Raw genomic sequence first — 25,617 nt, 5'->3', positions numbered from 1 at the left:
GGGAAGCACATGCGCGGCAGAACGCGGACGAACGTCCCGTGACGCCAATATCCCTTTATGGGAAATCCGTTGACGCGTCATCACCTCACTGATCCATAATGCGCGCGCCGCAGCTGCGAGTGTGCGGGTGCGGCATTGCTTCAGGCCCGCCGAAAACCGTCGGCGGGCTCGTTCGGCATGCCGATTTCCCGTGTACGGAGGTCCTTTTCGTGTACGGGGTCCGGCCCGCCGATGCGGAAAGGTATTGAGGTGAAAATCCCCTACGGGAGATATATCTCCTGTTTGGTGGTGTCGGCGGTGGCGGGAACGCTGCTGCCGCAGGTCGCGTATGCGGCCCCACCGTCCGCGTCCGAAAAGGGCGACGGCAAGGGCGTCATCGACACGATAGCGGGCTGGTTCTCGGACGAGGACGAGGACGGGGCAGGCGACGCCGCGAAGCCGCCGGTCGGCGGCAGGCTGGAGATTCCCAGCCGCGAGAAGCTTCCGAAGGGCGAGAAGCTGCCCCCCGCGCAGCGGGTCAAGGAGCTGACCGAGCGGCGTACGCCGCAGGCGCGGTTCTGGCAGATGTCGGACGGGCAGGTGCAGGCCGAGCTGTCGGCGGAGCCCGTGGACTACCGGGCAGGGAAGTCCTGGAAGCCGATCGACACCACGGTCACCGCGACCGACGCGAAGGGCTTCGGCTTCGCCAACACGTCCAACACCGCCCGCAGCTGGTTCGGTGCGGACGCCTCCGACGGCCGGTTGCTGAAGTTCCAGGCCGGCGCGGACGGACCGGCGGTCACCCTCGGGCTCGAGGGCGCGGCCAAGGGCGTCGTGCCGACGGCCAAGGGCGACACCGTCGTCTACAAGGACGTGGCGCCGGGCGGCGCGGACCTGGAGTACCGGGTCGGCCCTGGGCGGGTGAAGGAGAACATCGTGCTCGCCGAGGCCCCTTCGGGCCCGGTGTCGTACACCTTCACCCTCGATGCGGGCGGTCTGACGCCCAAGGCGCGCAAGGACGGCTCGATCGCGTTGTTCGGCGAGCTGCCGAACACGCCCGTCATGGTGATTCCCGCCGCCTTCATGACCGACGCGAAGAAGTCGGCGTCGTCGCCGTACGGGTACGAGTACAGCACCCAGGTGCGCCAGCAGCTGGTCCGTGACGGCAAGGGCTGGAAGATCCGGGTCACGCCGGACGCGAAGTGGCTGGCGGCGAAGCAGCGCCAGTACCCGGTGAGGATCGATCCGACGATCACGATCACTCCGGACGCGTCGGCCTCGCAGGACACCATGGTCCTGTCCGACCAGCCGGGCGTGAACTTCAACAACAGTTGGAAGCTGTCGGCGGGCAAGACGGACACCGGCATCTCGCGGTCGCTGATCAAGTTCCCGCTGGACGAGATCCCGGCCGGTACGAAGATCGACGCCGCGCGGCTGGAGATGTACTTCGACCAGTCGCACACCACCAACGGCAACGACGTCACGATGGAGGCGCACCGGGCGACCGGGGCGTGGGACGAGTCGACGGCGACCTGGTCCAACACCAGTGCACTGGTCGGCGAGCTGTCCGGCACGACCGTGCAGGTCGATGACGGCGACACGGGCACGGCGGCGGTCGGCGAGTGGCCGAGGGGCACCACGACCGGCGGTGCCGCGACCAACGACGACTACGCGTACAACAAGAACACCGCCACGGGTGAGTCGTACACCTGGCAGCCGCGGATCCACGAGACGGCGAGCTACCGGGTCGACGTGCACTACCCGGCCGCGTCGGACGCGGCGACCGCCGCGCCGTACACGGTGACGCACCGGGACGGCACGAACAGCTACACCGTCAACCAGACCGGCACCGGCGGTGTCTGGAAGACGCTGGACGCGACGCAGCGCTACTTCTCCAAGGGCAACGCGGGCAAGATCGTCCTCGGTGACACGGGCAGCTCCACCACCCGTACCCTGGCCGACTCCATCCGCCTGGTGAACCCCGCCCAGATCGTGAAGAACAAGGGCGAGTACAACCAGTGGCACAGGTTCCCGGTCACCGACACCGTCCAGAAGTGGGTCTCGGGCACGGCCGCCAACCACGGCTTCGTGCTCCAGGCCAAGGACGACACGCTGGCCGGCACACCGACCGGCGGTCCCCGCTACGAGGCCGGTGACGGCTACTACGGCGGCGAGACCTCGTCCCTGCCGCGCCTGACCGTCACCTACGGCACCGTCGGCACCGAGCTGAACTCGCCGACCGTGGTGCACTCGACGGGCCCGGAACTGTCCTGGGCGGCGTACGCCAACTCCACGGGCGACACGGGCCTGGACATCGTCGAGTACCAGCTGCACCGCTCCACGCAGCAGGTGTTCACGCCGTCGGCGGCGACGTTGATCGCGCCGATCGACAAGGCCGTGACCGCCTACACGGACACCACGGCGGTGCCGACCCCCGACTCGTCCTCGGCCGAGATCGGGAAGTCGTACTTCTACCAGCTGGCGGTCAAGACGCAAAGCGGTCAGCTGCTCGGGTCACCGACGCGTGTGGTGGGCATTCCCAAGGCCGGCCGGACGATGAGGATCATCCAGGGCAGCCAGGGCGGCGTCACCGACACCACGCTCTCCTCGCAGCAGCCCACGACGAACCAGGACACCATCCAGTCCTGGGGCGTGGGCCAGAAGTGGCTGAGTGTCGGCAACAACTCGGGCACCTACGGCAAGACGCGTGCGGTGCTCAAGTTCCCCACCACCGGCATTCCGACCACCGCGACGGTGCTCGAGAACAAGATGTACATGTGGGGCGCGGAGACCACCACCGGGACCAACGGTGCGATCTACGAACTCCACCCGATGACCCGGGACTTCACCGAGACCCAGGCCACCTGGAACAACGCGAACTCCACGACCGCGTGGACCACGGCGGGCGGTGACATGTCCGCCACCGTCTCCGACACCGTGGCGAACATGTCCGACGTCGGGCGTCACTGGTGGGACGCGACCAGCTTGATGCAGAGCTGGGTCAAGACCCCCACCGGCAACAAGGGCGTCGCCGTCAAGCTGAAGGACGAGTCGTCCACCGGCCCGCAGGAGCGCACGCTGTTCCTGTCCGCCGAGGCCGCGGACCCGCAGCTGCGCCCGTACATGCAGGTCATCTACGTGGACTCCACGACGGAGGACACGTACTACGCGCCCACGACCCCGTCGCGGATGACGCCGAACACCACGTACACGGTGGAGTTCACGGTCACCAACACCACGTCCAGCGCGTGGGCGGCGGGTGAGCGGGAGCTGTCCTACACCTGGAAGCTCCCCGACGGCACGGACGTGACGACCGGCGGCAATCAGCTGGAGACGGCGATCCCGGCGCTGCTGCCGGGCAAGTCGGCCACGATCCAGGCCAAGGTCGCGACCCCGATCAACTCGGACTCGGGCAACAAGCGGAACGAGTACGTGCTGGGCTGGGACGTCCGCAAGATCGCCGACGGCAGCTGGTTGTCCGCCGGTACCGGTGGCATCCCGCCGCTGAAGCAGAACGTCGCCGTGGAGGACCCCACCTCCAACCAGCTGGGCATGGAGAAGTTCTACTCCTACACCGGCAAGAACACCGGCGCCGGCTCGACGGTCATGAACAACCTGGCCTCGGGCAACAGCGTCTGGCAGTACAACGCGTTCACCAACCCGGGACGCGGGCTGAGCACCTTCGCCCGGTTCGCCTACAACTCCCAGGACACCTCGGACACGGTCGCCGGCCACGGCTGGTCGATGCAGGCCGCCGGCCCCATCCGGCTCGGCGCGCCGCTGGACTTCCACCCCAACCCGAACCCGACAGAGATCCGTCTCCCGGACGGTGACGGCACCACGCACGTCTTCCGCAAACAGGAGGACGGCACCTGGAAGGCCCCGGCGGGCGTCCACTACAAGGTCACGATGAAGTCGGGCCTGGACTGCAAGCCGACCAAGGACCCGGTCCCGGACGCCTGGACGCTCACCCGCCCCGACGGCACCCGCTTCCTCTTCGGCTGTGACGGCTACATGACGTCGACCGTGGACCGGAACGGGAACACACAGAAGTTCACGTACGAGGAGCGGAAGTCCAACAACAAGCCGACCAAGTTCCTCAAGTACATCACCGACCCGGCCGGCCGTCAGTCGCTCACCGTCGACTACTACAACAAGGGTGACGACAGCTACGAGTACATCGACGACACGGGCGCGAAGGTCACCGGCTCGAACCTGACCAACTCCAAGATCTACGACCACGTGAAGTCCATGACGGACATCTCGGGCCGCACGATCGCCTTCTACTACACGGACAAGGGCCTCCTGGCCCGGTTCACCGACGGTGTGGGCTCGTCGCAGCCCAAGGTGTTCAAGTTCACCTACGACGCCACGCAGGGGAACAAGAACGTCAAGCTGGTCAAGGTCACCGACCCGCGCGGCAACTCGACCGGCATGGCGTACTACGCGCCGCAGACCGGCGACGACCCGAAGTACCACTGGTGGAGCAAGACGATCACCGACCGTCTGAACCACAACACCGGCTTCACGTACAAGGTGAACGCCGCGAACCCGAAGTTCACCGACACCAAGGTCACCGACGCCGAGTCGCGCGCCACCGACTACGTGCTGGACGACTTCGGGCGGCAGGTGCAGATCACCAACGCCAAGTCGGAGACCACCAAGCTCAACTGGGACGCGGACAACAACGTCACCTATCTGGAGGAGCCGAACGGCGCCAAGTCCGCGTACTGCTACGACCCCAAGACCGGTTTCCCGCTGCGCGAGTGGGACCCCGAGACGACCAAGTCCTGGTCGTCCGAGCAGCTGCTGGCCACGTACTTCTGCGACCCGGCCAACGACGGCGCTCTGCCGGGCTCCACGAAGTACACCTACCAGACCCGCGTGGACGGATTCGCGGCCGACCTGTTCACCAAGACCTCGCCCGAGGGCCGCAAGTGGCAGTTCGGCTACGACACCTTCGGCAACCTGACGACGGTCACCGACCCCAAGGGTGTCTCCACCGCGACGGCCGGTGACTACACGTCCTCGTACGAGTACGACGCCCACGGTCAGCCGACCAAGGACATCGACGCCAACGGCAACGTGACCCTCAACGCGGGCTACGACCCCAACGGGTACCCGAGGACGATCACCGACGCCGAGGGCCACGTCACCGAATACGTCTACGACGAGCGCGGTCAGGTCACCCAGGTCGACCAGGTGCTCTCGACCGAGAGCCGGAAGCTCACCACCACGCAGACGTACGACGTCTTCGGCCGTCCGCTGGTGAGGAAGGCGCCCAAGGACCAGAAGGCCGGCGTCTTCATCACCTCCCCGGCCCCGGTGTACGACGCGAACGACAACGTCACCCGGTCGACCTCGCCCGCGGGCGCCGTCTCCCAGGCGGTGTACGACGCGGCGGACCAGGTCTCCGAGGCGACCGACCCGGACAACAACACCACCGGACGCCGGACGGTCTACACCTACGACACGGTCGGCAATCTCAGGACCACGACCGAGCCGAAGGGCGTCGCCACCACCTCGGACGCCACCGACTACGTCACCACCAACAACTACGACGCCGTCTACCAGCTCGCCGACGTCGTCAACGCCAAGGGCGACAAGGTCAGCTACGAGTACGACAACGTCGGCAACGTGGTCACGGTCACAGACCCCAAGAAGAACGCCACCGCCGACACGACCGACTTCACCACGAAGACGGCCTACGACCTGAACCACCGTGTGATCCGCGTCACCGACGCGGCCGGCAAGTACACCACCCGGACCTACGACAAGGACTCCCTGGTCAAGGAGGTGACCGACCGGGAGCGCAACAAGAGCGAGATGTTCTACGACGAGCGTGGCAAGGCCGTCGAGAAGCGGGTGCCGTACGAGGGCACCACGATCCGCACCACCAGGACCGAGTACGACGAGGTCGGCAACGTCGTCAAGGTGATCACCCCGCGTGGTGTGAACACGACGGGCACGGCGGACGACTTCGTCCACCGCACCGAGTTCGACAAGCTCAACCGGCCGGTCAAGCAGTTCCAGCCGTACGACCCGGCCGACAGCCGCCACAACGACCCGAACGTGTACACGCTCACCGTGTACGACGAGGTCGGACGGGTGAAGAAGGTCTCCGCCCCGCCGTCCGACGGTGAGACGGCGCGCAACGACACCGACTACACCTACTTCGACAACGGGCAGGTCCGTACCTCGACCGACCCGTGGGACATCCGCACGGCGTACGAGTACGACGACGACGGCCGCCAGACGAAGCGCACGCTGACGTCGGCGGGTGGCACCGCTACCCGGGTCCAGAACACCGCCTACTGGCCGGACGGGTCGCTGAAGACCCGTACCGACGCGCCGTCGGCGGGGACCGAGCGCAAGTCCTTCGCGTACGCCTACGACGTCAACGGCAACACGACGTCGATCGACGACACCTCGTTCGGTGCCAAGGTCGACGCGTACACGATGACCTACACCGGGCAGAACCAGGTCCTGAAGGTCACGGAGGCGCTCACCGGGCAGGAGAAGAAGGCCACCTCCTACACCTACGACGTCAACGGCCTGGTCGAGAGCGTCACCCACAACGACCAGTTCTCGCAGTACGTGTACGACCTGCGGGACCTGGTCAAGACGGTGAAGGTCGGCAAGTCCGCCTCGGACACCAGCCTGCACGTGACGGACTACACCTACACGGACCGCGGGCAGACGCTGAAGGAGACCAAGGCCAACGGCAACACGGTCGACTTCACGTACTTCCTCAACGGCGCCGAGAAGTCCCAGACCGAGAAGAAGTCGAACGGCACCCTCGTCTCCTCGCACACCTACGCCTACGACGCCAACGGCAACCGGGCGCAGGACGTCGCGAAGAAGATGAACGCCGACGACCACGCGGCGTACCTCGAGTCGAGCTCCGCGTACACCTACGACCCGGTCGACCGGATCCGGCAGGTCACCAAGACCGGCAACGGCGCCGGTACCGAGAGCTACGTCCACGACGACAACGCCAATGTGATCCGCTCGACCGTCAGAGGCACCGAGACGGTCTACGGGTACGACAGGAACCGGCTGACCCGCGCCACCACGGGCGGTGTCACGGCCGAGTACAACTACGACGCCTTCGGCCGGCTCGACACCGTCACCTCGCTCGGCAAGACGGTCGAGGACAGCGACTACGACGGCTTCGACCACGTGGTCAAGCACACCAAGCTGCAGGGCGACGGCACGTCGAAGGTCACCACCTATGCCTTCGACCCGCTGGACCGCACGTCGACCAAGACCGCGGACGGCAAGACCACCGAGTACAACTACCTCGGCACGAGCAGTGAGGTGCTGAGCGAGTCGGTGGCCGGCGCGGTCACCAAGTCCTACCAGTACTCGCCGTGGGGCGAGCGGCTCTCGCAGCTCAAGCACAACACCGGCGGGACCGAGGAACTCGGTGTCTTCGGCTACAACGGCCACGCCGACACCGAGACCATCACCGACGCCGCCGGCGACACCAAGGCGACCTACGGCTACACGGTCTACGGGTCGGACGACAAGTCCGAGTTCACCGGCATCGACAAGCCCGACACCGCCCAGCCCGACAAGGAGGCGTACAACCCCTACCGCTTCAACTCCAAGCGCTGGGACGCCGCGTCCGGCACGTACGACATGGGCTTCCGCGACTACAGCCCCGGTCTGAACCGCTTCACCACCCGGGACATGTACAACGGCGCCCTGGACGACATGCGGCTCGGTTCCGATCCCTTCACCGGGAACCGGTACGCCTTCGGTGGCGGCAACCCGGTCAGCAACGTCGAACTCGACGGCCACTGCTTCGGCATCGACTGGTGCGAGGACGCCGCGGACGCCATCGGGGACAAGGCCCACGGGTTGTACATGGGCACCGGTGAGGTGTTCTACGGGCTGGTCTCGAACGTGCCGCACACGGCGGAGTACTTCGCCTGGCCGTTCGACAGCGACTGCCGCAACGGCGGCGGTCCGGGAAGCCCGGGCTGCGACTACGGCAACCAGTTCGACAACTGGGCGGCGGGCCACGGCTACAACACGGACAAGTGGACGTACACCCTGCCGAGCATGGTCGCCGACCTGGTGACCAGGAAGCCGAGTCCGGCCAAGCCGGGCCCGGGCTCGATGCCGCAGAAGAAGAAGCCGGCGCCGAAGCCTCAGCCCGCGCCCGAGAGGCCCAAGCGGCAGAAGGAGCCGGGTGAGGGCACGTCGCTCTTCCGGGCGCCGCACGCCGGCCAGAAGGCCGCCACCAAGAACGGCCTCGTCGTCTCCGCCCACGGGCAGCACGGACGGCACGAGGGAACGGCCTATGTCGGCGGCAGCCGCGGGGTGGCCGAGCAGTACGCCGGTCAGCCCGGCTACGAGAACGGCTACTGGGAATACGTGATGAAGCCGGAGTTCGAGGCGGAGTTCCCGGCCTCGCAGTACCGGCAGCGGCACGAGAATTCCCGAGGGGCCGTGGAATACGAGTGGGTGATCCCACAGAAGGACATTCCCCGGTTCAACTCGATGATCGAGAATTCCTACTGGACTGGTTACGAGAAGGGATTCTGACGATGCAGGTCAAAAGCGGGCAGAGCTCCGGGCCGGACGCCCTCGTGTCCGGAACGGTCGTGCGCGGCGTGGTGGAGTCCGTGTTCCCCACCGGCGCGATGATCGACCTCGGCGGTGTGCACGGACTGCTGAGCACGGCGAACATGTCGTGGCGGCCGTTCTCGAGCAGTGAGGAGATCGTCCACGTCGGGCAGGAACTGTCCGTGATGGTTCTCGGCGTCGGTGAGATCTCCGGTGACGTGACGCTGTCACTGAAGGATCTGCACGACGATCCGCTGCGGGCCTACGCCCGGGACTCCTTCATGGAGCCCGTCGTGGGCCGGGTGGTCAAGTTCATCGAGCCGGGGGCGTTCGTCAGGGTCCGCGAGGACTTCGACGGGCTGCTTCCGGAGTCCGAGTTCGGCGATGTGCCGCCCGAGGTGGGCGACGAGGTGACGGTCGCCGCCGTGGAGGTGAACGTCCACACCCGCCGGGTGCTGTTCGTCAGGGCGGAATCCCTGAAGGAATGATCGCCCTCCGATGAACCAGCGGCGGCCCGCGCTCCGGATCCGGAGCGCGGGCCGCTCGCCGTTCGGGCGCTGCCGTCCGTCACACGGTGGCGGCCGGCTAGAGGGACGTGACGAACGCGGTCCAGGCGGGGGCCGGGACGGTGAGGACCGGCCCGTTCGGCACCTTGGAGTCGCGGACGGGGACGACGCCGGTGTGGGCGTCGCACACCTCGACGCAATTGCCGCCGTCGCCGTTGCTGTACGTGGACTTGCGCCAGGCTGCCGCGCCGGGGAAAGCCTCGGCGACCTCGACGCAGTCTCCGCCGCTGCCGTTGCTGTACGAGCTCTTGCGCCAGACGGCGGTGGTCAAGTCAATCCCGTTGCTTGCCATTTCGAACATCCTCAGCCGCTTCCTCGATCAGGGCGAGGGACGCCTCCGGTGGCAGTGCGGCGGCCCTGAGCCAATCGTAAGACCGGCGGTACTCCTTCACGAGGGCCGGATCGTCGATGGTGTCCCCGCTGTGCAGCGCCTCGGTGTAGACCAGAGCAGGAGCGTCGGGGAAGGTCATGACCTTGGCCGTGCCCAGCATGAAGGGGTGCGGTCCGCAGTTCCACGGAAGGATCTGGGGAACGATCCGATGCCGTCGGGCCAGCGCCGCGATGCGTTCCAGCTGCTCGGCCGTCTGCCCCGGCGGAAGGATCGGCTGGCGCAGCAGCGACTCGGACAGGATCGCCCAGTACATCGGGGACTTGTGGTTGTCCTCGAAGAGACGGGCGCGCGCCAGCCGGGCGCTGACCTTCTCCTCCACCTCCTCGTCCGGTGCCAGCGGATGCGTCGCCCGCACCACCGCCCGCGCGTAGGCGTCGGTCTGGAGCAGGCCCGGGATCAGGGTCGGGCACCACTCCTCGATGGTCTCCGCGTGCTTCTCGGCCTCCAGCACCCGCTCGAAGTAGCTCGCGTGACCCCGCCGTTTCGCCCTTCGCACGTCCTCGCAGCGCCGCCGGAAGAAGCCGTCCGTAGCGAGCACCTTGTCCACGTGCTCGGCCAGTTCCGCCGGCATCCGGCGCGTACCGCGTTCGATCTCGCTGAGGTGGCTCGGGCCGTAGAAGCTGCCCTCGACCAGCTGCTGGAGGGTGAGACCCGCCTCCTCCCGTTTCCAGCGCAACTCGCTGCCGTAGAAGGTCGGAACGCTCGCCGATCCGTCGATGTCCTTGCGCTGTCCCATCGCCCACCGTCCCTGGTGCCGTGTACCGCCCGCTTCCCGGCGTTCCCCGGCCGCTACCAACCGCACCGCGCATACGTGCAGTTCAGGGCGGGGAGTCCGAACCTCTTTCACGCTACGTCGCCCGGCGTCACGCTGTGAGCGGTTCGTCACACAACGCACTGGAAGGTGTGAACCCACCCATGTACGACCACTCCGAAGCCGACGACTGCGCCGAGGAGCTGCGGGCCGTCCTCGCCGAGCACGGCATCACACTCCCGTCGCTCCGCGTCGACCTGCCGACCTTCGCCTCCCGCTACCCGGCCCGGCCGCTGATCTCCCTCGGCAACTGCAATCTGCTGACCGCCCGGTCGCTGGTCGCCGCTCTCCGCAAGGGAGCCGCGTGATGGGCCGGCCACCCCTGACGCTGGACCTCCTCGCGACCCCGGCCGCCGTTTCCGGTGTACGCCGTGCCCTTGGCGACCACGCCGCCGATGTCCGACTGTGCGCGAGTGAGCTCGTGACCAACGTGATCCGTCACGTCGGGGAGGGTGTTCCCGTCACCGTCCGCGTACGTGACGACCAGGGCCGTACAAGGCTCGAGGTCACCGACCCCGACCCCCGTGCCCTGCCCCTCCTGTGCGGGACGGCCGCCGCCGACGACGAGTCGGGTCGGGGCCTGGCCCTGCTCGACGCGCTGGCTCTGCGATGGGGCGTGGCCCAGGGGCCCGGCAGCAAGACCGTGTGGTGCGAGTTGGCGACGTCGCCGTCAGAGGGCGAGCGCGGCGGACACCCGGACCAGCCGGTCGGGCGGCAGTGCGAAGCGGTTGGCGGGATTGCGCAACGAGTAGCAGCCGTCGCTGACCCGGGCCCCGTCGTCACGGGTGATCCAGGTGGAGGTTCCCGCCGGGCCCTGGCTCTCCAGGAGCGCAGCGGCGGCCGCTTCGGGGTCGTCGGCGCCGACGAGGGCACGTAGGGCGGACGTCAGCCGCTCGACCGCGACGTCCGGCACGTCGTTGTCGCCCAGCGCCGGCAGCAGGAGCAGCAGACGCGCGTCGGGGTCGGTGGTCGAGCCGCCCGCGAGACCGTTGTCCACGGCCGCCGCCAGTTCGGGCCAGGACAGTGCGGGACCCATGAAGTGGCCGTCGTCCTGGGCGAGGTGTTCGGCGCGGTCCCAGTCGGGGTGATGCAGCAGGTAGTCGGTGCCCGAGTCGTCCTCGAAGGTGCGGAGCACGACGTACAGACGATGACCACCCGTCAGGGGGACGGTGAACGCCGGCCAGTCGGCACGCTGGTGCAGCACGTGCTGGAACTCGCAGGCGGCGTCGTGATCCGCGCCGAGGAGCGACTCGGCCGCCTCCTCGCTGCTCTGCGCACAGGAGACGAGATGCCCGAGCCAGAACAGCCGCTCGTCGAGGAGTTCGGGACGGTGGGTGAGAGGGCCGCCGTCGTAGCCGGGTATCCGGGCGGGGACCACGTCCGCGCTGTTCGTCACGGGGCCATCATGCCGCGCCCCGCCGACACCGCCTGTCAGCGGCGTCCGCTTCAATGGCCGCCATGGACGAGCGGGACGAACTCCACCTGGACGAACTTCTGTCGGCGGTGCACCGGGTGGCCGCGCCCGGCACGGGTGACCTGGTGTGCGATCTGCCGGGGCACCCGGCGGGGCACATGTGCCTGGCGCCCGCGCCGGAGATCGGCCTCCCCGAACTCCAGGAGGCGCTCGGCGGACGGTACGGGCAACCGCGCAACCTCGCCATGGACGGCTGCGCCGACCGGACCGTCACGGCGCGGACCGGGCTCCCGCTGCTGACCCCGTTCGGCGAGCGGATCGTCGAGATGCGCGGATGGCCGTACGCGGACCGGTGGATCGGATGCGGCAGCGCACGGGTGGACGACGACATCCGGCTCGTGGCGCTGGTGGCCGAACGGCCCGATCCGGCGGCGGACATGGCGGAACTGACGTCCTGGGTCGACGGGGTCGTGGCCGTGACCGGGTGGGAGACGAGCCAGGTGCGCACGGTCGACTGGGCGGCGGTGGAGACCCGGCTCGGGACGGCGCTGCCGAGCGACTACAAGCAGTTGGCCGGGATCTTCGGCCCGGGTGAGTTCGACGGCTTCTTCGCACTTCACGCACCCGACGCCCCCTTCCGCAGCGCGGACGTCGTCCGGCACACCGAGTGGCTGGGGGAGTGGGCCAGGACGAGCCGCAGTGGCCTGTGGGAGCCGTACGAGGTGTATCCGGAGCCCGGTGGGCTGCTCCAGTGGGGGAGCACGGAGCAGGCCCACGGGTTCTACTGGCTCACCGGGGATCCGGATCCCGACAGGTGGCCCGTCCTCGCGACGGACGACGCCTGCGACCGGTGGGAGCGTTTCGACGGTTCGACCGCGGAGTACGTGTACCGGATGCTCACGCGGCGGGACCATCCCTTCTCCATGGCCCGCTATTTCGACACCCACTGGTTCCAGAGCTACGAGAGCGACTCCCAGCCGTGACGGCGCTCCGTGACGGCGCTCCGTGACGGTGCTCCGGGACAGGGTGCCGGGAATGTCCGCCGGGATGATCACGGGCCCAGTGCTGCTGTACAGTCCGCGCCCCCGTCGTGACGTAAGGAATCGCCCATGAGAACGCGCCCCAGACGCATCGCTGTGCTCGCCCTTCCGCTCGCGCTCACGCTGGGCGCGTGCGGCGCGGAGGCGGAGGAGCCGGCCGGGGCGGCAAACCCCGATGTGACGGCGTCGTCCCCGGCGGCCGAGCCGTCCGCGGCGCCCGAGACCGCGGAGGACTTCCTCGGCCTCGCCGAGAAGGCGATGGAGGCGGAGTCCGTCTGGTCCTTCTCCGTGAAGGGCGAGGAAGGGCTGACGCTCCAGGGACAGAAGAGCGCCGCGACCTACCAGGGCACCGTACGGCGAGGCATGGAGACGGCGACGCTGCACACGCAGGGCGTCAGCACCAGCAGCAAGGGCAGGAAGAAGACCGAGGAGCTGTACGTCGAAGGCGACGCGGGCTACCTGAAGGAAGGCTCGGCCGACTGGAAGTCCGTGTCCCCCGCCGACCCCGAGATGCGCAACAAGGCCGACGATCCGGTCGCCGCCATCCACGAGTTCCGTGGCTACGCGCAGGCCGTCGGCGGTGATGTGAAGGTCACGGAGACGGGGGACGGCACGGTCGAACTCCGCGTGAAGAGCGGTGAGCAGAAGCTGAGCGCCGTCCTGGACCGGCAGTGGGCGAAGAAGGCGAAGCGCGAGTTCGACCCCACGGGCGCACAACTCAAAGAGCAGGGCGTCCGGTTCCAGGACGAGGAGTTGACACTCTCCGGTCTGGAGGAGGTGCTGGTCCTGGACGCCAAGACGTACCGGATCAAGAGCCACCGCCTCGAGTTCGGCTTCCTGATCCCGTACAGCGGCGGGGACATCTTCTTCGAGCAGCGGGTCGACGAGGAGAACCAGGGGCCGCTCGACGAGAAGATCGCGCGCCCGGCAGGCGTGCGCTAGCCGTTCGGCCAGTCGCCGTCGAGGGCCTCGTGCAGGCCCTCGACGGCTTTTTCGTCGCGCCCCCGGACCTGCGCACACTCGCCGCCCGAGTCGCGGACGAGCACGCCGTCGTCGTCGCCGAGGGGAACGTCCGGCCAGTGCGCGGCGAATCTCCGACAGCGAGACCCCGGCCGGGCCGTCGTCCGCGGGTGAGGCCGACCCTCGTGCCCTCCGAGGGTTTTCCCCGTATCAGCGCCATCTGCGGGCTGCCTACTGTCTGCCCACCGGATGTCTTGAGGTTCTCCGGCTGAAGGGCTCGTGATCCCCGCCTCCCCGAATGGGGACTCACGGCCCTTGAGCGTGCAGGCCGACCAGTTCCCGACGGACGCCGGTTGTCGAACAGGGGACGTCGCACAACGATGCGGCGTCTCGCGCTGTCCCCCCACCTCCGAGCGCTCCCGAAGGGACCCCGCGTGACCAGTTCCGCCAGGCGAAGGCTGATATCCGTCGCGGCCGCGTGCGCCGCCATCGCCGCCGCGCCCGCCGTTTCCTCGGTGGCCGTCGCCGCCCCGAGCCAGTCGCCCGCCCCCGCCGCCGTGGCCCACGACCCGCTCGTCCCGCCCGTGCAGATGCCGGCCGAGCGCATCGTCGTCGGCTACAAGTCCAAGGCGCAGGAAGCCGCTTCGGACCGGGCCGCCGCGACCGACGCGGCCGGAAAGGCCCGGGCCGCGGACGAGAGGCTCACCTTCGAGCGCCGGCTCGGCACCGGCGGTGCCGTCTTCCACCTGGGTGGCAAGCGCTCCAAGGCCGAAGTCGCGGACCTGCTGGCCGAGTTCAAGGCCGACCCGGACGTCGCCTACGCCGAGGCGGAGACCTTCGCCCAGGCGATGGCCACGCCCACGGACCCCCGCTACGGCGAGCAGTGGGACCTCTTCGAGCCCACCGGCGGCATGAACCTTCCCGCCGCCTGGGACCGCACCGCCGGCTCCGGCGTCACCGTCGCCGTCCTGGACACCGGCTACGTGGCCCACTCCGACCTCGCCGCGAACATCGTCCCCGGCTACGACTTCATCTCCAACGCCACCCGCGCCCGTGACGGCGACGGCCGCGACGGCGACGCCTCGGACCAGGGTGACTGGAACGCCGCCGGCGAGTGCGGCACCGACTCCAGGGCGAGCACCTCCTCCTGGCACGGCACACACGTCGCCGGCACGGTCGGAGCCGTCGCCGGCAACGCCAAGGGCGTCGTCGGCGTCGCCCATGGCGCGGACGTCCAGCCGGTGCGCGTGCTCGGCAAGTGCGGAGGCAGCTCCCTCGACATCGCCGACGCCATCATCTGGGCCTCCGGCGGCTACGTCCCCGGCGTGCCCGCCAACCCGACGCCCGCCAAGGTCATCAACATGAGCCTGGGCGGTGCGAGCCTGTGTTCGAGTACCTACCAGAACGCGATCGACAAGGCGGTCTCGCGCGGCACCTCCGTCGTCGTCTCGGCCGGCAACAGCAACAAGAACGCCGCCCTGTTCGTCCCCGCGGGCTGCGGCAACGTGATCACCGTCGCCGCCACCAACCGCACCGGTGACCGTGCCTTCTACTCCAACTGGGGCGAGGTCATCGACATCTCGGCCCCCGGCGGTGAGACGCGCCGCGCCACCGACACCCCGGGCACCGTCACCACGCCCGAGAACGGCATCCTCTCCACGCTGAACACCGGCACCTCCGTGCCGAGCACCGAGTCGTACAAGCCGTACCAGGGCACCAGCATGTCCGCCCCGCACATCGCCGGTCTCGCCGCGCTGATGGTCTCCGCGAAGCCCGGCATCACTCCCGCCGAGGTCGAGGACGCGCTCTGGGACAACGCCCGCCCGCTGCCCGGCTCCTGCCCCGAGGGCTGCGGCCCCGGCATCGCCGACGCGGCGCGTACGGTCGCGGCGGTCGCCGGCGGCACCGACACCGGCGGCAACGTGTACACGAACACCACCCGGTACGCGATCCCCGACAACGCGTCGACCGGGATCGTCTCCGCCATCGACGTGACCGGCCGCTCCGGCGCGGCCCCGGCGGCCCTCCAGGTGAGTGTGGACATCACCCACACCTACCGCGGTGACGTGGTCATCGAGCTGATCGCCCCCGACGGCACGGTCCGCAGGCTCAAGGACATCGCCAACGACAGCGCCGACGACATCAGGACGACCTACACGGTCGACGCCTCGACGGAGTCGGCGTCCGGCACCTGGAAGCTGCGTGTCAGCGACCGGATCGCGGGGGACACCGGCTCCCTCAACAAGTGGAGCCTGACCTTCTGACGGCAGTGACCTTGTGACAGTGACCTTCCGACCAGCCGGCCCGTCCAGGGCCGGCGCCAGTACGGCACGGCTCCCGGCGGAGGCGGTGCCGTACCGCCCGGCCGGGCGGGGACCATCGCCCCCGCCCGGCCGGGGCGACCTCTCCCGGCGGGGGCGCGGGAGAGGGCGCGGCCTCCTCCTCCGTACGACTCACGACCTCGGTCCAGCTTTGACCGCGCACCGCACACGCGCGACAGCCGGACCGCCCCGGGCCGCCGGCGAGCGGCCCCGGTGGGCCTGCCACGCGGACACGCGGGCAGGCCCACCGCCATTCCCGGCACCGGCCCCGCACCGGCGCCGCTTTCCGCCGGCGCTCCCTCTCCCTCTCCCTCTCCCTCTCCCTCTCCCTCTCCTTCTCCTTCTCCCTCTCCCGCTCCCGCTGCCGCGCCCCGAACGTGACCAAGACCGCGTATCCCGGCAGGTCCGTCCGCCGCCACCGCTTCGTATCCTCGCCGGGTCGGCCCACGGCCCCCGCGCGACCCGGTTCCAGGATGGTGCACCATGACGCTCAACCCGCACACCGCGGACCCGGTCGGACGGGACGGGCTGCTGCGCCGCACGGAGGAAACGCTCGCGGAGCGCGGCCGGGTCGTCCTCGTCGGAGCCGCGGGCGTCGGCAGGACCACGGTCGCGGCGGCCCTCGCCGCGCGGGCGCTGCGCCGTGGGGAGACGGTGCTGAGCGTGGCCCCGGAGGCCATGGACCACGCACTGCACGGCGCCGCGCTCACCGGTCTGCTCGGCGCGATGCCGGACGCCTTCGTCGCCGACCTCCCGGCGCCCCAACGACTCGCTGTGAACGTGGCGTTGCGCCGCGAGGTGCCGCCGCCCGAGGGCGCCGACCCGCTCGCCCTGCGTACGGCCGTGACCACCCTGCTGCGCGCACTGGGTGAGAAGGGACCGGTGCTCCTCGTCGTCGACGACGCGCAGCGCATGGACGTCGAAAGCGCCGCCGTCCTGCGTGCCGCGCTGCACCTCGCACCGTCCCAGGTGCGCGCCGTCCTCGTCGAGCCACTGCACGGCGGCGGCCGCGAGGAGGGCGAGGATCCCGGTGTCCTCGCCGGGCTGGGCGGCCCCGACGTCGTCATCGTCCCCCCGCTGGACGTCGACGAGATCGCCGAACTCCTCGTGAGCCACGGCCTCGCGCACCGCCTCGCCGGGCGCATCCACCAGGCCAGCGGCGGCAATGTCCGGCTCGCGCTGACCCTCGGCCGCTCCCTGCGCATCACCCGCCGGGTCGTCCACCACGCCGACGGGCTGCCGCTGACCGGGCAGGTCCGTCTCGCGGCCCGCCGTATGCTCGCGCAGGTCTCCGCACCCGTCCGGGACACCCTGCTGCTCGCCGCTCTCGCGCACCGCCCCACCGCGGCTCTGCTGCGCGGCGCCGGCCGGCCCGCCGACACCGAACTCGCCGACGCGGAACTCGCCGGTCTCATCAGCCTCGGCGAGGACGGCGCGGTCACCTTCACCGCCGGGGTCCTCAGCGCCACCCTGACCGCAGAGGCCGACCCGCGGGTGCGCGCCGCGGGACATCGCGCGCTGGCCGCCGCCGTGCACGACCCCGTCCAGGCCGTACGGCACGAGGCGTTCGCCGACCCGCGGCGCCAGGACGAGGCCCTCGCCGCGAAGCTCACCTCCGCCGCGGCCACCGCCCGTTCGCGCGGCGACCGCGCGGTGGCCGCCGAACTCGGCCTGCTGGCCGCCGAACGCACCCCGGCCGCCGCCCCGGCGGCCTCCCTGGAACGGCTGGTCACCGCGGCACAGGACGCCGCCCGGGCCGGCCGGGCCGACCTCGCCCGCCGCGCCGCCAACGCGATCCTGACCCGCGAGCCCGGCCCGCGGGAACGGGTACTCGCCCGGCTCGCCGTCTTCGACACCGCCGGCCAGGGCCTCGCCGAACTCGACGAGGACTACGCCCGCGCGGAGCGCGACGCGGGCGACGACATCGAACTGCGCGCCGCCGTCAGGCTCCGTCTGGCCTGGCGCCACATGCTCGCCGACGGCGACCTGCGCGCCGCCGGCGAGGCGGCCGCCGACGCGGCCGGACTCGCGGCCCGGGCGGGCGACACCGCCACCGCCGCGATGGCCCTCACTCTGCGCGCCCGCATCGAACGCTCCCTCGGCGACGCCGTCGCCGAGGACACCCTGGCCCGCGCCTGCGCCCTGGAGGCCGAGGCCGGCGCGTCGGCCGGCAGGCTCAACCCGGCGGGCATCCTCACCATCCGCCACGCCGTCTTCGACGACCGGCTGCACGAGGCCCGCGGCCGGCTCACCGCGCTGCTGCCCGCCGTGGAGCGCGGCGGGACCGCCGAGGACGTCATCGAGGTGTGCCGCACCCTCGCCGAGGTGCAGGCCCGCCTCGGTCAGTGCACCCAGGCCCTCGGGCACGCCCGCCGCTCCCTCGAAGTCACCCTGGAGGCAGGTCTGTCGCCGGGACCGGCCTGGTACGTCTCGGCGCTCGCCCAGACCGCGGGCGGTTCCTTCACGCGGGCGGAGAACTACGCCAGGCGCGGCATCCAGGCCTCGGAGGAGGAACGCGACCAGGTCTTCCTCGCCCGCAACCACTACGCCCTCGGCCGTCTGAGGCTGATCACCGGTGACGTCACCGGCGCCCTGCGCAGCCTGCGGTGCGTCCAGGATCTGCTGAGCGCCCAGCAGGTCGTCGACCCCTCCGTACTGCGCTGGCACGAGGAACTGGCCCTCGCCCTCGTCGGCGCGGACGAGACAGCGGAAGCGGCCCGGATCCTCGAGACGGCACGCCCGGTGGCCGAACGCCTCGGCCGCACGACCGTCCTCATCGGTCTCGACAGGGCGGACGCCGTCCGTCTGGCCGCGGACGGAGACCCGCACACCGCCGCGGGCCTCCTCACTGATGCGGCCGCCCGCTTCGCAGAGGCCGACCTGCCGCTGGAACAGGGCCGCACCCTGCTCCACCTCGCCCGGGTGGAGCGCCGCCTGCGCCGCCGGGCCCCCGCCCAGGCCGCCCTGCGCTGCGCCGGGGAGATCTTCGCCCGGTTCGGCGCCAGGCCGTGGCTCGCCCTCACCACCGCCGAACCCGCCGTCCCGCGCGGCGAACGCCGCGCCGCGGCGGGGGAGTCACCGGCGGCGTCGTCGCCTCTCACCGAGGCGGAGCTGCGCCTGGCCCGGCTGGTCTGCGAAGGCGCCAGCAACCAGGAGGCCGCCGCCCGGATGTTCCTCAGCGTCAAGACCGTCGAGGCCCGGCTCACCCGTATCTACCAGAAGCTCGGTGTCCGTTCCCGGGCCCGGCTCGCGGCGGCTCTGCGACGGTCGTAGCCGGCTTCGGCGCGGATTTCTCCGAGCGGCCCGTCACGTTTCCCCGCCGCCGCGGGTCATACGGGTGACCGAGCACCGCACACGCCGCCCGATGGGAGCACCCACATGTCCACCGCCCATGCAGTCGTCACCCTGATCGCCGCCGCCATGGTCGGCTTCTCCGCCGTCTCGGTCTTCCAGCGCGCCAAGTGGGTCGTGGAGCCGATGGCCGACTACGGCGTGCCCATGTCCTGGCTCCCCTGGCTCGGTACGGCCAAGGCGGCGGGCGCGGCCGGGCTGGTCGTCGGCCTGTTCGTGCCGGTGATCGGCGCCGCGGCCGGGATCGGCCTGGTGCTGTACTTCACCGGGGCCGTGGTGACCGTGATCCGGGCGCGCCGGCCGGCGCACATCCCGTTCCCGCTGATCTACGCGGCCCCGGTGGTCGCCGCACTGGCACTGGCGGCCGCGTCCTGACCCGTGCCGGTCAGAACCAGAAGGCCTTCGCCACGGCGTGCCCCGATGCGGAGGCGCGTTCGTAGAAGGTGCGCAGGGCGCTGTGGAGCCCGCCGTAGTGCCGGCGGATCTCGTCGGCGTCCCAGCCGGGGCCGTACGCGGCGCACAGCTCTGCCCCGGCCGAGTCCCACAGCATCTCGAACGCGACGCCCGAGAGGAAGCCGGCTGCTCGTGCGGTCCCGGCCGGGTCCAGTACGGCGAAGGGGGCCTCGGGGCCGGCCGGGTCGTGGAGGATCCGGCCGCCGAAGACCGGAAGCTCCCATGCGCCGTCCCGCCCCTCGGGCGACCGGGCGCCGGCCGCGAGCAGGTCGTTCAGGGAGAGGAAGTCCTTCTCGACCGACTCGGCGACACCCCCGGCCTGCTCGGCCCGCAGGACGTCCGGGTCCCGGCCCGCGGCCATGAAGTCGACCAGCCGGGCATGGTCGAAGCCCTCGATCTCGGACGCCGGCACGGCACGCAGGTGCATGTGGAAGCTCACGGCCCGGGACGGTATCGGGGACCTGCGACAACGGCGTCCGCCGCGGCCCGGTCTGGGCCGCGGCGGACTCTCCCGTGGGGGGCGGGGATCAGCCCAGGTCGACGCGCTCGCCCGTGTGCTCCACGACGGTGACCGTGGAGCCCGAGGTGGAGGTCCAGGTCGAGCGCGGAGTGAAGTGGCCCGCGGTCAGGTCGTCCTGGGTGACGACGTGGTACGGGAAGCCGCAGGTGTACGAGGCGTTCGCCGCGAGGGTGCGGTAGCGGCAGTTGCGGGTGTGGGTCCTCGGGTCGAGGTCCTCGAGGTTGCCGCTCGGCACGACCGTGGTGGTGGCGTCCGAGACGTTGGTGACGGTGTAGCTGAAGACCAGCCTGTCGCCGACCTGGTAACCGTCCGTCCGCGGGTTGGTGAGCTTGCCGCCGGTGACGAGGATGCGGCCCGGCGTGAGCTCCTCCTCCGTCTTCGGCACCTCGACGGTGACGGTGCTCCGCGAGGTGCGGCCCTTGTCGTCGGTGAGCGTGAACGTCACGGGGTACGCGCCGCCGCGGGCGCTCGCCGGGACGGTGACGGTGCCCGGGACGGTCGCGGAGGCGTCGGGCAGGATCCGGCCCGGTGCCGTCACGTCGTACGACCAGCCGGCCGGCACCGTGAGGGCGAGGTCCCGCACCTGCAGCGTGGCGCCGGACTGGTTGGTGACCGTGGCCTCGAACGACTGCGTGGTGCCGCGCTCGACGGAGATGCCGGCGGCGGTGACGGGTGCGGCGACACCGTTCAGCCAGGCCAGGTTGAACTGGGCGAACCGGATGCCGCCGTTGCCCCCGTCGGGCTCGTACAGCAGGCCGATGTTGCCGTTCGGCAGCGTCGCGAGCGTCGAGTAGGCCATGCCGCCCGGTTGGAAGACGCGGCTGACCGGCCAGGTCTCACCGTCGTCGAAGCTCATCCGGATGGTGCCGTTCACGCGCTGACTGGTGGAGCCGGCGTTGGAGAACAGCAGCACCTTGGCCCGGTCGGAGCCTTCAGGCGCGTTCGGATAGGCGCGGACGACGGCGGCGTTGTTCGTCGGGTCCGGCAGCTCGCGGTCGATCGTCACCTCGCCGTAGGTGACGCCGCCGTCCTCGGAGACGGTGACCTTGCGGTAACCGGAGCGGTGCGAGTCGCGGGAGTTGAGCATCACGCGGCCGTCGGAGAGCTCCACGGTCTTGTTCTCGTCCATGCCGACGCCGACCGGCTTTCCGGCCTTCCAGCTCTTGCCGTGGTCGTCGGAGTAGACGGACACGGCCTGGAAGGCCCCGGCGGCGTTGATGATCGTGAACTGCTGGATCAGACGTCCGGCGTGTTCGCCGTACTTCAGCTGGATGCCCTGGCCGGAGGCGGCGAACCGGGACCGCCAGCCGAGGTCGGGCGTGATGTCCGCGGTGATTACCTCGTGCTCCCAGGTGCGGCCGTCGTCGTGGGAGACGCTGACCTCGGCGTGCAGCACATTGCGGTCGTCGGGGTCGACGCCGGGCCGGGAGCTGCCGAAGCCCTTGTCGAAGGACTTCACATGGAAGTTGAAGATGTCGCCGGTGTGGCGGTCGGTGATGTAGCTCGGGTCGGAGTAACCCGTGATGGGTGCCGCGACCTCGCCCTGGTGGACGTACGTCTGCTCGCCCCAGGTACTGCCGCCGTCGGTGGAGCGGCGCTGGAGGACCGAGTTGGGGCCGGGCGCGTCCATCGCGGACGGCCGGCCGTCGTAGGAGGCGAGGATGTCGCCGCTGTCGGTGACGGCCAGAGCCGGGATGCGGTAGTTGGGGAAACCGCCTTCGCCGTTGGTCGCCAGCTGCTGTTCCGCGTAGAAGGGCTCGCCCGCCTGCGGAGGTGTGGCGTCGAAGTCGGATGCCGGCTCGGCCGTGGCGGCCGAGGCGACGGGGGCCATTCCCGTCAGCGTCACGGCGGCGCAGAGCCCGGTCAGGCCCGCTCTCCAGCGGACCCTGCGGAAGGAGGAAGAAGAGGGCACGACGGTCCTTTCGTTCAGGGAGGCATGAGCCGCCCGCCCGATGCCGCGGAGCATATGACGTCTGATGTCTTCAGGGAAGGGGTCGGGGCCGGGTCCGGATCGATGCGTCCGCGAGCGGCACGCGCGGGCGTTCGGGTGGTATGGCGGCAATGTCCGCCGCCTGGATTTCACCCCGTACCGCGTTGTATAACCGGCCCGCCTCGCGAGCGCGGCCCCGCCCCGCCGCGCCGTTCCGACGAGTCAAGGATCTTCCTGTGCTGCGCTCCTCCCGAAAGTTCTCGTCCGTCCTGGCCGTGGCCGGTGCGATGTCGTTGTTGTCGGCCTGCGGAGGGAGCGAGGAGCCGGCCGACGCCGCCGCGTCCGTCGCGCCGGGTGCCGTGGCCGAGGCGGCCGACGAAGCCGGTTCGTCCGCGTCGCCGAGCGTCTCCGCGTCGGCGTCCCCCTCGGCCTCCGCCTCGCCGTCCCCGTCCGTCTCCGCGTCCGCGTCCGCCAAGGCCTCCGCGGGCGCGTCCCCCAAGACGACTGCCGGCGGCTCCGGCGGCTCCGGCGGTTCCGGTCAGGGCGGCGGCTCGGGAAGCGGCGGTACGGACGACGCGGCCGCGCCCGCCGCGCCGGACTTCCCCGTACCCGTCGAGGTCGGCAACGCCACCCAGATCATCACGGTCGAGGCCAGCGGCTCGTACGCCACGGTCACCGCCTGGCAGAAGGGCTCGTCCGGCTGGAAGGCGCAGTTCTCCAGCAGTGCCGGCCGGGTCGGCTCGAACGGCGTCGTGCCCGGCTCGACGCGCAAGCAGAGCACGTACACCACGCCGTCCGGCACCTACACGATCACCGAGGGCTTCGGCGTGGAGTCCAGCGGCACCGCCGTGCCGTACACGAAGGTCAACGACAGCCACTGGTGGGTCCAGGACCCGGAGTCGAAGTTCTACAACCAGATGCACACCGCGGAGGGCGCGGACTTCCCGCTCACCGAGTCCGGTGAGCGCGGCAGCGAGCACCTGATCAACTACCCGACCCAGTACGCCAAGGCGCTCGTCATCAACTTCAACCGCTGGCCGGCCGTGCCGGGCCGCGGGGCGGGCATCTTCCTGCACGTCAACGGCAAGGGTGCGACCGCGGGTTGTGTGTCCGTGCCGCGGGCGACGATGGACAAGTTCATGGGATGGGTCAAGCCCTCCGCCAACCCGCGCATCGCCATCGGCTGACGACGGATCGGCCCAAGGGGCCCAGGAGCCGCACGGCTCGTGGGCCCGGGGCCGGCTCCGCGGAAACCCGCACAGGCCCCGGACATGAAGGACGACCGGGGCCGCCACCCCCCACAGGAGAGGCCCCGGTCGTCTTCCGTACGGGGTCCCAGTGGCACCCCGTACTACTCTCAGCGCCGAGAGTGCTGTTTCTGTCACACCGCGCTGAGTGGCAAAGTTGTTGCAAGTTGTACGAGGCGTGGACGCAGGACCGTAAAACCACGTAGCGTGCTGATTCGCGCAGGATGGCGTGGCAGTGGTGACCAGCTGCGATTCCGGAACGACAGGTAGAGGTAGTGCTGGGGGACGACGCGGAGCTGACCACCGCTGTGCTCGCGGCTCAGGACGGGGACGAAGGCGCCTTCCGTACTGTGTACCGCGCCGTGCATCCGCGGTTGCTCGGTTATGTGCGCACTCTGGTCGGCGAGGCCGACGCCGAGGACGTCACCTCGGAGGCCTGGCTGCAGATCGCGCGAGACCTCGACCGGTTCAGCGGGGACGCGGACCGGTTTCGCGGCTGGGCCGCGCGGATCGCCCGCAACCGGGCGCTCGATCACATCAGGATGAGGGGCCGCCGGCCCGCCGTCGGAGGCGACGAGACGGAGCTGACCGGCCGGCCCGCCACGTCCGACACCGTTGACGAGGCGATGGAGTCCATCTCCACCAGCAGCACCATGGCGCTCATCGCGCAGCTGCCGCAGGACCAGGCGGAGGCCGTCGTGCTCAGGGTCGTGGTCGGTCTCGACGCGAAGAGCGCGGCCAAGGCACTCGGAAAGCGCCCCGGCGCCGTACGGACCGCGGCGCACCGTGGCTTGAAACGGCTGGCGGAACTGCTGGGAGCCGACGGCGTGGCCGCCCTGGAAGACACCGAAGAAGCAGCCTCGGAACCGAGTCGCCGGGGCGGGGAGGGCCCCGCGGAATCGACTCCGGAGCTCGGCGGACTGCCCGCCCAGCGAGGCACCCGTCCCGGTGCCGCGACACCGGCCGGTGTGACGCATTCACGTCTGCGGACGCAGAAGGACATGTGATGGCCGACGAGCGGTACGAGTGGCTTGACAGGGACGCGGCAGAGCGACTGCTGCGCGGCAAGCCTGTCGAGACCGCTGACGAGCGTGCCCGGATCGAGGCCGCACGCCTCGCCGCGGCGCTCGACAGCGCGGCCGACCCCGGTCACCGCTGCGGCGACGGCGATCTGCCCGGCGAGGCGGCCGCGATGGCCGCGTACCGCAAGGCACGGGCCGACGGCGCGGCAGCGGCCGGGACCTCGCTCACGACCGTACGCGTCACCCGCGGGGCCCGCGCCGGCCACCACGCCCGCGCAGGCCGAGGCGTGGGATTCGCCCGCCCCCTGCGGTTCGGGATCGCGGCCGCTCTCGCGGGCTGCGCCATCGGCGGCGTGGCCGTCGCCACCGGCGGCGGCATGCTCCCCTCCTTCGGCGACGACGGGCCGACACCCGGGACCTCCGTCTCGGCGGCGGCGACCCCGGGCGCGGTGGCGCCGACGTCACCGCACGGCGACGGCACGGGAAACCCCTCGAAGTCCCCGGGCGCCACCGGCGCACCGTCGTTCGTACCGCCGGGACAGGGCAGCGCGAGCCCGACGCCCGGTGATCCGGGGCCGACCACCTCCGGCGGTCCGTCCGGCGACGGGTCCGCCACGCCGGGCATCGAGGACCCGACCCAGGACGCCGACGTGTACCGCAAGTCCGTCGAGGCCTGCCGCGACTACCGCAGCGGACGTATCGACCCTGAACGCAGGCGCCGCCTCGAGGTCGCTGCCAAGGGACCCGAACAGGTCGAGCGGTTCTGCGACGAACTGCTGGGCCCGGGCACCCGGGGAGGCGGCACGGGCGACGACGGTGAGGACGGAGGGAAGAACTCCGGCGGCTCCGGCGACGACCGTGACTCCGGCGATCTGGACGACGTCCCGGACGTGTCCCTCACCCCTCCCGTCTCCTGGTCCGCCGACCCCGAGGCGTCGACGACTTCGACGGAGTCGGCTTACGCGCTCTGACCTGCGCTTTCCATGGTGCGCGGCGCAGGGTGTGACGTTTTTCGGAGCTACGGCGCAGTAGATA

16 protein-coding genes and 1 pseudogene are annotated in these 25,617 nt (G+C 70.5%); 12 read left to right on the top strand and 5 right to left on the bottom strand.

Annotated features, from left to right (window positions below):
• Nucleotides 1-231: 231 nt before the first annotated feature.
• Entirely contained in the window at nucleotides 232-8,535 is an 8,304-nt protein-coding gene (locus tag ACFYV1_RS13250) for a DNRLRE domain-containing protein (RefSeq protein ID WP_389395577.1), read from the top strand.
• A gap of 2 nt (nucleotides 8,536-8,537) precedes the next feature.
• Nucleotides 8,538-9,044, top strand: coding sequence for a S1 RNA-binding domain-containing protein (locus ACFYV1_RS13245; RefSeq protein ID WP_389395576.1), 507 nt, complete (start codon nucleotides 8,538-8,540; stop codon nucleotides 9,042-9,044).
• Nucleotides 9,045-9,141: 97 nt separating this feature from the next.
• Here the strand turns inward: ACFYV1_RS13245 and ACFYV1_RS13240 are convergent, their stop codons facing one another.
• Both ACFYV1_RS13240 and ACFYV1_RS13235 read right to left on the bottom strand, forming a co-directional pair.
• Nucleotides 9,142-9,414, bottom strand: coding sequence for a DUF397 domain-containing protein (locus ACFYV1_RS13240; protein ID WP_389395575.1), 273 nt, complete (start codon nucleotides 9,412-9,414; stop codon nucleotides 9,142-9,144).
• A complete protein-coding gene (locus tag ACFYV1_RS13235; RefSeq protein ID WP_389395574.1) occupies nucleotides 9,395-10,249 on the bottom strand; it encodes a helix-turn-helix transcriptional regulator in 855 nt (284 codons plus the stop codon). The genes ACFYV1_RS13240 and ACFYV1_RS13235 overlap by 20 nt, the downstream gene beginning before the upstream one ends.
• A gap of 179 nt (nucleotides 10,250-10,428) precedes the next feature.
• Between ACFYV1_RS13235 and ACFYV1_RS13230 the strand changes: the two genes are divergently transcribed.
• Nucleotides 10,429-10,632 (top strand): hypothetical protein, encoded by a 204-nt coding sequence (locus ACFYV1_RS13230; RefSeq protein ID WP_389395573.1) that lies wholly within the window; start codon nucleotides 10,429-10,431, stop codon nucleotides 10,630-10,632.
• Nucleotides 10,632-10,913 (top strand): annotated as a pseudogene (locus tag ACFYV1_RS13225) (ATP-binding protein); the annotation flags it as partial. The gene ACFYV1_RS13230 and the pseudogene ACFYV1_RS13225, both read left to right, overlap by 1 nt.
• An 81-nt stretch (nucleotides 10,914-10,994) precedes the next feature.
• Here ACFYV1_RS13225 and ACFYV1_RS13220 read toward each other — a convergent pair.
• Nucleotides 10,995-11,720 carry a hypothetical protein gene (locus ACFYV1_RS13220; protein ID WP_389395572.1) on the bottom strand — a complete coding sequence of 242 codons (726 nt, stop codon included), beginning with the start codon at nucleotides 11,718-11,720 and terminating at the stop codon, nucleotides 10,995-10,997.
• Nucleotides 11,721-11,782: 62 nt separating this feature from the next.
• Here ACFYV1_RS13220 and ACFYV1_RS13215 point away from each other — a divergent pair, with 62 nt between their 5' ends.
• The 5 genes from ACFYV1_RS13215 (at nucleotide 11,783) to ACFYV1_RS13195 (ending at nucleotide 19,785) form a co-directional block, all read left to right on the top strand.
• On the top strand, nucleotides 11,783-12,721 hold the full coding sequence (locus tag ACFYV1_RS13215; protein ID WP_389395571.1) for a hypothetical protein: 939 nt from the start codon (nucleotides 11,783-11,785) through the stop codon (nucleotides 12,719-12,721).
• Between the two features lie 126 nt (nucleotides 12,722-12,847).
• On the top strand, nucleotides 12,848-13,720 hold the full coding sequence (locus ACFYV1_RS13210; RefSeq protein WP_389395570.1) for a hypothetical protein: 873 nt from the start codon (nucleotides 12,848-12,850) through the stop codon (nucleotides 13,718-13,720).
• Nucleotides 13,721-14,118: 398 nt separating this feature from the next.
• Entirely contained in the window at nucleotides 14,119-16,002 is a 1,884-nt protein-coding gene (locus ACFYV1_RS13205; RefSeq protein WP_389395569.1) for a S8 family serine peptidase, read from the top strand.
• A 540-nt stretch (nucleotides 16,003-16,542) separates the two neighbouring features.
• Nucleotides 16,543-19,332 carry an AAA family ATPase gene (locus ACFYV1_RS13200; protein WP_389395568.1) on the top strand — a complete coding sequence of 930 codons (2,790 nt, stop codon included), beginning with the start codon at nucleotides 16,543-16,545 and terminating at the stop codon, nucleotides 19,330-19,332.
• A gap of 105 nt (nucleotides 19,333-19,437) precedes the next feature.
• Nucleotides 19,438-19,785 carry a DoxX family protein gene (locus tag ACFYV1_RS13195; RefSeq protein WP_389395567.1) on the top strand — a complete coding sequence of 116 codons (348 nt, stop codon included), beginning with the start codon at nucleotides 19,438-19,440 and terminating at the stop codon, nucleotides 19,783-19,785.
• 10 nt (nucleotides 19,786-19,795) lie between these two features.
• On the opposite strand, the gene ACFYV1_RS13190 is transcribed toward ACFYV1_RS13195, so the two are convergent.
• Together ACFYV1_RS13190 and ACFYV1_RS13185 are read right to left on the bottom strand one after the other, a co-directional pair.
• A complete protein-coding gene (locus ACFYV1_RS13190) occupies nucleotides 19,796-20,302 on the bottom strand; it encodes a DUF1877 family protein (protein WP_389395566.1) in 507 nt (168 codons plus the stop codon).
• 88 nt (nucleotides 20,303-20,390) lie between these two features.
• Nucleotides 20,391-22,295, bottom strand: coding sequence for an exo-alpha-sialidase (locus tag ACFYV1_RS13185; protein WP_389395565.1), 1,905 nt, complete (start codon nucleotides 22,293-22,295; stop codon nucleotides 20,391-20,393).
• A 254-nt stretch (nucleotides 22,296-22,549) separates the two neighbouring features.
• Between ACFYV1_RS13185 and ACFYV1_RS13180 the strand changes: the two genes are divergently transcribed.
• From ACFYV1_RS13180 to ACFYV1_RS13170, 3 genes are all read left to right on the top strand, one after another.
• Nucleotides 22,550-23,500 (top strand): L,D-transpeptidase family protein, encoded by a 951-nt coding sequence (locus ACFYV1_RS13180; RefSeq protein WP_389395564.1) that lies wholly within the window; start codon nucleotides 22,550-22,552, stop codon nucleotides 23,498-23,500.
• A 335-nt stretch (nucleotides 23,501-23,835) separates the two neighbouring features.
• Complete coding sequence (locus tag ACFYV1_RS13175) at nucleotides 23,836-24,567, top strand: RNA polymerase sigma factor (protein ID WP_389395563.1); 732 nt, start codon at nucleotides 23,836-23,838, stop codon at nucleotides 24,565-24,567.
• On the top strand, nucleotides 24,567-25,553 hold the full coding sequence (locus ACFYV1_RS13170; protein ID WP_389395562.1) for a hypothetical protein: 987 nt from the start codon (nucleotides 24,567-24,569) through the stop codon (nucleotides 25,551-25,553). Before ACFYV1_RS13175 ends, ACFYV1_RS13170 begins: the two co-directional genes overlap by 1 nt.
• Nucleotides 25,554-25,617: the final 64 nt, after the last annotated feature.

The sequence above is a fragment of the Streptomyces sp. NPDC003023 genome (assembly GCF_042888225.1).
GTDB lineage: Bacteria > Actinomycetota > Actinomycetes > Streptomycetales > Streptomycetaceae > Streptomyces.
The sequence above is the reverse complement of the archived record's forward strand: the minus strand, read 5'-3'. Positions and strand labels throughout refer to the sequence as shown.

Bases quoted from the DNA above. Each gene is read 5' to 3' on its own strand.
- ACFYV1_RS13250 (WP_389395577.1), top strand. From the start codon at position 232: ATGCGGAAAGGTATTGAGGTGAAAATCCCCTACGGGAGATATATCTCC.
- ACFYV1_RS13245 (WP_389395576.1), top strand. From the start codon at position 8,538: ATGCAGGTCAAAAGCGGGCAGAGCTCCGGGCCGGACGCCCTCGTGTCC.
- ACFYV1_RS13240 (WP_389395575.1), bottom strand. From the start codon at position 9,414: ATGGCAAGCAACGGGATTGACTTGACCACCGCCGTCTGGCGCAAGAGC.
- ACFYV1_RS13235 (WP_389395574.1), bottom strand. From the start codon at position 10,249: ATGGGACAGCGCAAGGACATCGACGGATCGGCGAGCGTTCCGACCTTC.
- ACFYV1_RS13230 (WP_389395573.1), top strand. From the start codon at position 10,429: ATGTACGACCACTCCGAAGCCGACGACTGCGCCGAGGAGCTGCGGGCC.
- ACFYV1_RS13215 (WP_389395571.1), top strand. From the start codon at position 11,783: ATGGACGAGCGGGACGAACTCCACCTGGACGAACTTCTGTCGGCGGTG.
- ACFYV1_RS13210 (WP_389395570.1), top strand. From the start codon at position 12,848: ATGAGAACGCGCCCCAGACGCATCGCTGTGCTCGCCCTTCCGCTCGCG.
- ACFYV1_RS13205 (WP_389395569.1), top strand. From the start codon at position 14,119: ATGCGGCGTCTCGCGCTGTCCCCCCACCTCCGAGCGCTCCCGAAGGGA.
- ACFYV1_RS13200 (WP_389395568.1), top strand. From the start codon at position 16,543: ATGACGCTCAACCCGCACACCGCGGACCCGGTCGGACGGGACGGGCTG.
- ACFYV1_RS13195 (WP_389395567.1), top strand. From the start codon at position 19,438: ATGTCCACCGCCCATGCAGTCGTCACCCTGATCGCCGCCGCCATGGTC.
- ACFYV1_RS13170 (WP_389395562.1), top strand. From the start codon at position 24,567: ATGGCCGACGAGCGGTACGAGTGGCTTGACAGGGACGCGGCAGAGCGA.